Here is a 9,644-nt window from a genome sequence, read left to right as displayed (position 1 = left end):
CCCGCGAATACCTGCTAGAATACGACTCCACTACCCGCCACACCACGATTAAACCGGGGTATTTTTGGTAATCAGGAGGAAATGGACATTGGGTATGGGGCATTAGGCATCGATGCACTGGATTTTCCCCCTCTGCACCCCTGCTCAAGAGCTTCCTCATCCCCCTAATATTCGCTTGTTAAAAACTTGACACTGTTAGTAACATATTTTACTATGTATTAGATGTGTTGAAACTTATCAACAATAATTGCTAAAACCTTGAGAACCGCACAATTTCGTTTACTGGTGTCGATAGCTTGTACAGTAAGCTTTTCAGGCGACAAAACGTATTGCTTATTAATAATTAAAAAAGCTGATTTTTCTGGGCGGAAACCTCCAATTATGGTGTCGAATTGAAGGAATTTGCAGAACTCTTAAACCTCGGCTAATAGACTACTAGACCTACGTACCTTAGAGTATTGCAAAAAACTACCAGTAAATTAAACTATGTTGAATCTAGAACTTACCTGGAATAAACCAGCAAAAAATAGCGATGAAAGAGTATCCACCGATCATGTACTACGGGTTCGGATTTCTCCCTCATCAAAGAAACAAGGATTGCCGTTAAGAATGGCGATCGCCTTAGATACTAGCGGCTCAATGCAAGGGGAAAAACTTGAAGCTGCTAAGAAAGCGTGCCGTTCTGTAGTGGCTCAATTACGTGACAGCGATCGCTTAGAACTGGCTAGTTTTGCAACTGAGGTACAGCCTTTATTAAAGTCCCATAGTGGAGGTAAAGGGGCTGTTGAAACTGCCAATTCAGCCATTAGCAGTCTACAGGCAAGTGGTGTAACTCGCACAGACAAAGCATTAAATTGGATTCAAAACGCTTTGCCAGAGGAAACTGGTATTGTTCGAGTGGGTATTTTGATTACTGATGGCCACGCGACAACTCCTGAAGGAAAGATTTTAGATAACGTCACTCCTTTACTTAACCAAGCCGAAAAACTCAGCAGTGAGGGGATTGTATTACACACTGTTGGTTTGGGAGATGCGGCCGACTTTAACACGGAATTTTTATACAATCTAAGCACTAGGGGACAGGGTACTTTTATGTATGCTGACACCCCGCAAGAACTAGAACCAGAACTGCGAGAAAGGCTAACAGTCAGTCAAGCGATCGCCATTGATGATGCAAAGCTGGAGTTAATACCTAAAATCAAGGATTTAAATATCAAAGCATTCTGTCGGTTTAGCCCCGACTACCTACCTTTAGAAGAAACAGCTAAAGGCATCTTAACTATTGGATCTATTCGCACAGATACACCTACTGATGTACTCGTCAAAGTGGAAATTCCCCGGCTAAGTCCTGGTAAATCACCAGGTGAACAAGAGGTTATGCAAGTTCAGCTAACGGCTAGTGCTTTGAATAACCCTATAACAGAAACTGCTACCATCCTCTATACGCCTGAGTACGATAAAAGTGAGCAAATTAACAGTGATGTGGAAGCAAGCCGAGCTTTGTGGGAAATACGAGAAAATCTTGTGATATTGCAGCGAGAAACCAATCCTAACCGCACAAGACAGTTACTCAAAACCATTGAGATAGAAGCAGTAGATCATGGTTTAGACGATCTCAAAGATCAAATTGATCAACTCAAAGACGACTTGGAGAAAATGGGCAAACTCTCCCCTCGTCACGCGACAAAAGCGTTGACTATCGCCAATAAACTCAACTAAAAGCGGGGTGATAGTTTATGGCAGAACTGCCACAAAATGAGTTCGGGCTGGAATCTAAAAAGAAAACTAGCAAGGGCTTGGGACGGGATATCAACCAGGATCAGATGGTACTTCGAGTTTGGAAAGATAAATCAGCACAACTGGCGGTTGTGGTTGATGGAATGGGTGGACAAGGTGGGGGGGAGGTAGCAGCTAAAATTGCCGCCGATACTTTTAGGGAATTGTTAAATCAACCTTTACCCCAAGAACCCAAAGCCCGGTATGAAATGCTCTTAGAACGTTTTCATGCAGCGAATAAGGCAATTCGTCAGCGAGCATCCGAGGATTTTGGACTACTGGAAATGGGGGCTACTATCGTTGCTGCTATTATCACCCAGACAGAGTGCTTACACCTTTATGCAGGGGACTGTCGGTTATATCACTTTAGTCAAGAGCAACCCCCCTATGTGACAACTGACCAAACTTGGGCGCAGCGTCTTGTCAAAATCGGCGAAATTACTTCCGAACAAGCGCGATCGCACCCTATGCGTTCCAAAGTCACGTCCTGCCTTGGCGGTGGCTCAAACGCGAAGTTATCCGTTAAACCGGAATGGCAAGATGATAGTTCATCAGCTTTTCGTGAGTTGCATCCAGGAGATGTACTAATTTTATGCAGCGATGGATTGTATGGAGAAGTCGGAGATTCAGAACTAGAAGAACTGGTTAAAAATTATCGAACATCTCCCAACCAACTGACTCAAGCGTGTGTAGAAACAGCTAAAAAGAACGGTAGTCAAGACGATATCAGCGTTATTGCTATTTTTGTAGAGGAGAATAACCCATGACCAATTCCACAGGGACAAATGATGTCCAATGGAGACCTTTTGTAAACAGAAAAATCGAAATTGATAACAAATATCGCATCAAGAAACTGATCGGTTCTGGCGGAGAGGGAGGAGTATTTCTGGCCGATGTAGTTATGGAAAACCGATTGTTTGGGCAGGTAGCTTTAAAATTGCGACAAACGGATTTTGAAGACACCATTCTTCTAGATAAACAAATGGCTGAATTGAAAGCTGCCATCACATTAAATCATCCTAATTTGTTGCGTGGTTTAGTTCCCGGCAAATATAACAATGGCTTTCAGGATTATTTGTATTTGGTCATGGAGCAGGCCGAAAGAACTCTGGATGAGGAAATAAGTCCAGACAAACCACTATCACAGAAAGAAACGCGAGAGGTGGTTCAAAGTATTGGCTCGGCATTAGTGTATCTTCACAATGAACAACGTATAGCACATCGAGACGTAAAACCCGCTAATATCCTACGAGTCGGGGAAGTCTGGAAACTGGGAGACTTTGGATTAGTGCGTGAAGTAGGTGATGATGATGATTTACGAACAGGTACTTTTAAGTGTACTCCTGCCTATGCTCCTCCTGAGTTATTTCCAGAAGGTAAGATTTCACTAGCTTGGGATGTGTGGTCTTTAGGGGTAATAATTGTAGAAATGCTGACTGGGAAGAATCCTTTTAGCGCAGAGAAAGAAACCCAGGTCATGGCTCAAGTTAAGCAAGTAGAGTCACTTAATTTAGATAGGAACTTGCCTGCACCTTTTGATGAAATTGTGCGTGGGTGTCTAATTAAAGACCATACAGCCCGTTGGACTGCGGAGCAAGTGTTAAATGCACTAAATAATAAATCTGGTAATTCTATAAATCAGGTGGTTTCCCCAAAACCAACGCCAAATCTTCAGCCACCAACGCAAACAGGTAAGCAAATCCTTTGTTTTCCAAACTTTGGTTGGATACGATCTGTCAGCTTCTCACCAGATGGTACTCGCGCTATATCTGGAGGTGGTGAGCGAACTGTAGATATTTGGGATCTAGATAACAACAAAAAAATGATCCGTTTCCCAAGACAGAACAGTTCAGTCTACGCAGTCAGTTTCTCTCCTGATGGCAAATTTTGCTTGTCTGGAAATCATGACGCAATTCTTTGTTTGTGGGACCTACAAACAGAGAGAGAAATTCGCCGCTTCCAAGGACATACAGCACCTATTCGCTCTGTCACCTTTTCTCCTGATGGTAAATTTGCTCTATCTGCCAGCGATGATATGACCGTGCGTTTATGGGAAGTTAATACAGGTAAGGAAATTAGTTGTCTAAAAAGACATTGGAGATCCGTTTATAGTGTTGCCTTCTCTCCCGATGGCAGTCAGGCTCTTTCAGGCTGTGGTGATAAAATTATACGTCTATGGGATTTAAAACGTGAATGGGAAATCAAGCGTTTTGAGGGACATGAGGCTAGTATATCTGCCGTTGCTTTTTCGTCTGATGGTAAAAGCGTCCTGTCCAGTAGTTTTGATAAAACCGTGCGTTTATGGAATGTGGTAACTGGTGAGGAAATTCGCTGTTTTCAGGGGCATACAGACAGAGTATTAAGCGTAGCTTTTTCTCCTAATGGTAATCGCATTATCTCTGGTAGTTCTGACAAAACTTTACGCTTGTGGGATGCGAACACAGGTCAGGAAATTTGCCGTTGCGAAAAACATACAGGAGATGTTTGGAGTGTTGCATTCTCTCCTGATGGTCGTCGTGCTGTGTCTGGAAGCCATGACAAAACCGTGCGCGTTTGGGATTTGCCAACTGACTCTAGAGCTTGAAACTGTGGCTGTGTAAAGTCTTGTATTTTGTGGTATTTGAGTCAGTTAGTCTAGTTACAATCTTGGTCTGTATTTAGACTAAACTGTTTAGTTTGCCCCTGGTGTCAGCTACGGTTTATCTACCTCGATATGGGGGGTAGGGAAGATGAGTGTTTGAGAATGCTTATCTTTTCAGGAAGCGTTGACGCAGACGGATGACAAAAGTATTCACTTCAGGTATTTTCATCAGTGAGGCGATCGCCGCAAATACAGCCATCCCCACTAAACCAGATATACACAATTGCAAGATTTGAATTAATAAACCTTCTTTACCCAAGACTTGCTGAGAAGCTAGCAAAGTGGCAAAGCTGGCAATCCCAGCTACCACACTACCAGCCGTTAGTCCTAAAATGGGGACACTCCACTCACGTAAGGGTAAACCATTGAGTCGGCGGTCAAGTAACCATAACAGCATTAACATTGAGCTACAATTTACACCCACTGTAGCTAACACCAAACCAGGCGCACCAAAAGGTTTAACTAAAATCCAATCGAGTACAGCATTCAGCAATATATTAAATGTACTGATGCGAAAAGGTGTCTGTCCATCCCCCAAGGCGTAAAATACCCTGACTAAAACATCACGCCCCAAGTAAGCAAACATCCCGATACCGTAGGCGATGAGGAGGGATGAAACCAACTGCGTAGCTTCTTGTTTAAACGCACCACGTTGGTAAACTACCTGAACAATTGGCACAGATAAAGCCACCATCAACGCCCCTAGAGGTAGCATCGTCACAGCAGTGAGTAATAAACCCTGACGAATGCGTAATTTTAAATCTGGCCAGTTTTCTGGTTCGGCTAGCTTGGCGAATATGGGTAATAGCGGCAGTAAAATAATATTAGAAATAATCCCCAAGGGAGTTTGTACCAACAAATTGGCATAGTTAAAACCAGCCGCCGCACCCTGAATCGGACTGGCAAAATACAAGTCAGTCGCCACATTAATCGGCATCATTCCAGAGGAAATTGTTGCCGGGGTCATGATTCTAATGACTTCTTGAACTCCGGGGGCTTTAAAATCAAACCTGAGCCTTAATGTACCGAGTCCTAACCGCCATTGTACTATTAACTGCACTACCCATTGAAGAATTGCCCCTGCTAGAGTTCCCCCGGCTAAAACTATACCACCGATGAAGGCGTATTCTGGCTTGATGATGTCTTTGCCGAGTTGCAAAGCCAAGACAGCAATACCACCTACCACGGTGAGACTAGATAATAGGGGGCTAATAGAGAGTAACCAATATTGATTAGCGGCGTTGAGAGTACCGAAACCGATGCCAATAAATCCTGAGAATAAAGCCATCGGGGCCATAATTTGCAGTTGTTGAATGGCGATCGCTCTAGTTTTGGCATCTAAACCATAACCCACAATATCAATAATGTTACCAGCCAAGACAATCTGCAAGACTGTCACCAATAACAACACGCTACCGACGAGAGTTGTCACCGTTTCGACTAGGGGGGCGGCTTCTTCTTGCTTGCGCTTGGCTAAAACGCTGACGATCGCACTATGTAGCGGCCCGTTTACACCCCCTAATAGTACCAATAAAAAACCGGGGATCACGTAGGCGTAACTATAAGCCGTAGCAGCTGCACCCACACCAAAAGCAGCCGCGATCGCCTGCTGTCTAATTAAACCAAATACTTTACTAATTAACGTCGCTGCGGCAACAATACCAGCAATCCCAGCGAAAGAACGAGAGGGTTTTGGTTCTTGATTAGTCACGAATAATACCAGACAAATTTTGAAAGCCAGAGAGGATATGTAGAGACGTTGCATGCAACGTCTCTACATTATTTAACATCCTCTAACGACAACCCAAACTTTCGCGTGTAGAAACACCAGTAACGGGATTGATCCCATCTGCTCGTTCGCACATCAAAGACACTTGATAGCGGTCTATAATAGCGTCTGTAAAATCCGCCCCAGTAATATCAGCATCATAAAAACGGCTACGGGTTAAAGTAGCTTCTGTAAAAATCGCATTTTTTAAGTTAGCACTATCTAAAGTTGCCCGATCTACTAAAGCAGCTGTTAAATTTGCACCTTCTAAATTAGCTTTTAACAAAACGCCTTTAGTGAGGATAGCATTAGTTAAATCTGCACCTTGGAAATTTGTTCCTCGCATTTCCGCCGCTACAAAAGTTACACCTGCCAAATCAGTATTAGAAAAGTCACGATTTTCTAGATTTGTATTGCTGTAGTTAATTGTATTAATTTGAGCAAAAGCCGGCTTAGGATTGATGACGAGCCAAAACCAAGCCAGCAGCAAAATTACAATTAAACTAAATAATCTCAGCCAAAATTTCTTCATAACTTTCAACACCCAATTAATAGTCAAAAGTCAAAAGCAATAACTAATGACTAATGACTAATGACTAATGACTAATGACTAATGACTAATGACTACTTCCAATCCTTCCCAATTCTGATTGTGATGTCAGAGTCTAAATCCCCTGTGGATTTAACTTGAACTAAACCTAAACCTAAGATGTTTTGTAGTTCAATTGCTGCGGTTCGATTCCCCTTTTGAGCAATAATTTGAGTTTGGCGTTGAGTATCTGGCCAATCCGGTGTAGTGTAAATATTTGTAAAACCTTTTTGTTTCAAGTAAGCAATAACTTTTTCAGTTAATTGAGGTTGATTGGAAGCATTTTGAATAGCAATTTTGAGGTGAGAAACTGGGCGGGAATCTGGCTGTAGTCCAGGTATATCGACCCCCACATAGTTACTCAATAGATTTTGCTGACCATTCAAATTCAGCCAATAGCTATTGGGATCTTGACTCAATTTGCTGAATATACCGGGCAACATAGTCATTTGGAAATTATCCCGTTCTAGATTGACGGAAAAATTCACCAAAGCCATCATTTCTTCTATCTTCAAATTGGAATCAAAATATTTCCGCATCAAGCGAGTTAATTGGGGCAATCTGGGTAAAACAGTCGGACTATTTAACCGTTGCAGCAATGCTGCTACCAGTGCTTGTTGTCGCTGCACTCGTGGTAGATCCCCTAAACCTTCCTCCCGGTATCGAGCAAACAATTCTGCTTGTTCACCTTTGAGAGTTTGCCAGCCACTAACTAAACTAACTGTTGATCCAGTGTTGGGGTCTTGATATGACATAGCTTTGGGAACAAAAACCTCTACCCCACCCAACTGATCCACCAACTGTCTTAAGCCACTGGTAGAAATGCGAATGTAGCGGTCAATCCGGGCATTATTTAAGGTGCGACTAACTACCCTAGCTGCTAAAACTGGCCCGCCTTGGGCATTAGCGTCTGATACCTTAGTCAATCCCTGTTCGGGGATAGCAATCATTGTATCCCTAGGAATTGACAGCACCCGTACAGTTTTGTTACTGGGGTTGAGTCTGACTAGCATCATAGTATCGCTCTTGCCACCAAAGCTTTCTGCTGAACCATCAACAGCACCTGGAACTGGCTCAATTCCCATGATCAGAATATTCATGGGTTTGGAGAGTTGATACTGAGAAATTTTGCTCCATAATTCCCCAGGTAGGGGCATTTTCTGCTCATCTTGACCAGCAACCCCTAATTCTTCCTCTGTGCGGTCTAGGTTGCTCCACAATGGAGTCCATAAGGCTAATGTGGATGCCAACAGACCAGAGAGAACTGTCCCCACAACCACAGTCAAAATCCACAATAGCCAGCGAGGCATGGTCAAACCCAAACGATCATAAAGCTCGTTGGGAATTGCGCCTACAGATTCGACAACATTACGGGAAGCCACTGACTGTGGTTGAGGTTTGACTTCCATTTCTGGTGTCGTTGCTGGTTGAGGCATGACCTGATTATCTACAAGTTGTATTTGCCCAGATCCTACCTCTAGTTCTAAATCTGGTATTTGTTGAGGCGCGACTTGATTATCTGAAAATTGAACCTGTTTAATCACAATTATCTCCCCACTCAACCACTCCCTAGAAATTATGTTAAACCAAGCTATCAATCTTGCCAGTGTCAGACTGCACTGTAAACTTGAAATGTTCTACCGTCGGTGTGTATGACAACATGAGTAGTTCATTGTTTCCAGTAATTCTGGCAGGTGGCAAAGGTGAGCGTTTTTGGCCCCTCAGTCGCCAAGACAGACCCAAGCAATTTTTAAGTCTTGATGGTAGCTCTAGAAGTCTATTACAAGCAACTGCCGAGCGACTGCTAACATTCGCAGGCAGTTGGGATGACTTGTGGGTAATCACTTCTAGTCAGTTAGGACAAGGAGTGAAACAACAACTACCCGAATTACCCTCTGAAAACTTATTGATTGAACCGCAGGGGAGAGACACTGCCGCCGCCGTAGCTTGGACAAGTTTGACAATTCAAAAGCGTTATGGAGATGACGCTATTATCGGCTTTTTTCCCTCAGACCACTGGATAGCTGACCAACAAGCGTTTAAGCGCACATTAGATGCTGCTACCCAATTAGCGGCAAATACAGCAGCAATCGTCACTTTAGGAATTAAGCCTAGCTTCCCATCAACTGGTTACGGTTACATCGAACAAGGCGAAAAAATTGGTAGCTTTAATGAGTTGCCAGCTTATCACGTTAACCGCTTTACTGAAAAGCCCAACCGTGAAACAGCAGAATCATTTCTGTCCACGGGCAGATTTAGCTGGAATAGTGGTATGTTCGTGTTTCGGGCTGGTGTAGTTCTGAATGAACTATATACTCATGCACCTGAAATTATCGAGCCATTGGCAAAACAGGGTCTTGATATTTATCCCCAGTTACCTAAAAAAAGTATAGACTATGCTTTGATGGAAAAGACTAATTTAGCTTATGTTTTACCAGCAGATTTTGGGTGGGATGACTTAGGTGATTGGAATGCAATTGAACGCTTACTAAAAACAGAAAATAATTCCAATGTAGAACTTGCTACCCATGTAGGGCTGGATACGCAAGGGGCTATTGTATATGCTACCAATCCAGAGGATGTAATTGTTACTATTGGTTTAGAGGATGTAGTGATTGTGCGCGATCGCAATGTCACGCTCATCGTCAATAAAGAACGTACTCAAGAAATTAAACAGGTTCTCAAAACCCTGCAAAATGATCCCCGATTTACTGACCTGCTTTAACTATTCAGTAATTGGTAAAACTTAAAACTCTTGGCAGAGGCACAAAAGCAGGGTTTTTATTATAACTAGCGAGGAGGGGATCAAGGGGATGAGGAGGATGAGGAAGATGAGGAAGATGAGGAGGATGAGGAGGATGAGGAGGATG

Annotated in this window: 7 protein-coding genes; 4 read left to right on the top strand and 3 right to left on the bottom strand. The window is 43.1% G+C overall.

Annotation, left to right across the window (positions count from 1 at the left end):
• Window positions 1-486: 486 nt before the first annotated feature.
• The 3 genes from AACS98_RS18180 to AACS98_RS18170 are packed head-to-tail and all read left to right on the top strand — an operon-like array spanning window position 487 to window position 4,360.
• On the top strand, window positions 487-1,719 hold the full coding sequence (locus AACS98_RS18180) for a vWA domain-containing protein (RefSeq protein ID WP_066382419.1): 1,233 nt from the start codon (window positions 487-489) through the stop codon (window positions 1,717-1,719).
• 17 nt (window positions 1,720-1,736) lie between these two features.
• Complete coding sequence (locus AACS98_RS18175; RefSeq protein WP_066382416.1) at window positions 1,737-2,543, top strand: PP2C family protein-serine/threonine phosphatase; 807 nt, start codon at window positions 1,737-1,739, stop codon at window positions 2,541-2,543.
• The gene (locus tag AACS98_RS18170; protein WP_066382415.1) at window positions 2,540-4,360 is read left to right on the top strand and encodes a serine/threonine-protein kinase; all 1,821 of its coding nucleotides are present in this window, start codon (window positions 2,540-2,542) and stop codon (window positions 4,358-4,360) included. Before AACS98_RS18175 ends, AACS98_RS18170 begins: the two co-directional genes overlap by 4 nt.
• A gap of 163 nt (window positions 4,361-4,523) precedes the next feature.
• On the opposite strand, the gene murJ is transcribed toward AACS98_RS18170, so the two are convergent.
• The 3 genes from murJ to AACS98_RS18155 form a co-directional block, all read right to left on the bottom strand.
• Window positions 4,524-6,128 (bottom strand): murein biosynthesis integral membrane protein MurJ, encoded by a 1,605-nt coding sequence (gene murJ / locus AACS98_RS18165; protein WP_066382413.1) that lies wholly within the window; start codon window positions 6,126-6,128, stop codon window positions 4,524-4,526.
• A gap of 82 nt (window positions 6,129-6,210) precedes the next feature.
• Window positions 6,211-6,717, bottom strand: a complete 507-nt coding sequence (locus AACS98_RS18160) for a pentapeptide repeat-containing protein (RefSeq protein WP_066382411.1) — start codon at window positions 6,715-6,717, stop codon at window positions 6,211-6,213.
• A gap of 92 nt (window positions 6,718-6,809) precedes the next feature.
• A complete protein-coding gene (locus AACS98_RS18155) occupies window positions 6,810-8,318 on the bottom strand; it encodes an LCP family protein (RefSeq protein ID WP_066382409.1) in 1,509 nt (502 codons plus the stop codon).
• 116 nt (window positions 8,319-8,434) lie between these two features.
• On the opposite strand from AACS98_RS18155, the gene AACS98_RS18150 reads away from it, so the two are divergent.
• On the top strand, window positions 8,435-9,499 hold the full coding sequence (locus AACS98_RS18150; RefSeq protein ID WP_066382407.1) for a mannose-1-phosphate guanylyltransferase: 1,065 nt from the start codon (window positions 8,435-8,437) through the stop codon (window positions 9,497-9,499).
• Window positions 9,500-9,644: the final 145 nt, after the last annotated feature.

Origin of the sequence: Anabaena sp. CA = ATCC 33047, from assembly GCF_963870205.1 — a bacterium.
GTDB lineage: Bacteria > Cyanobacteriota > Cyanobacteriia > Cyanobacteriales > Nostocaceae > Trichormus.
This window is presented reverse-complemented; position numbering and strand designations above follow the sequence as displayed.

Bases quoted from the DNA above. Each gene is read 5' to 3' on its own strand.
- AACS98_RS18150 (WP_066382407.1), top strand. From the start codon at position 8,435: ATGAGTAGTTCATTGTTTCCAGTAATTCTGGCAGGTGGCAAAGGTGAG.
- AACS98_RS18170 (WP_066382415.1), top strand. From the start codon at position 2,540: ATGACCAATTCCACAGGGACAAATGATGTCCAATGGAGACCTTTTGTA.
- AACS98_RS18175 (WP_066382416.1), top strand. From the start codon at position 1,737: ATGGCAGAACTGCCACAAAATGAGTTCGGGCTGGAATCTAAAAAGAAA.
- AACS98_RS18180 (WP_066382419.1), top strand. From the start codon at position 487: ATGTTGAATCTAGAACTTACCTGGAATAAACCAGCAAAAAATAGCGAT.
- AACS98_RS18160 (WP_066382411.1), bottom strand. From the start codon at position 6,717: ATGAAGAAATTTTGGCTGAGATTATTTAGTTTAATTGTAATTTTGCTG.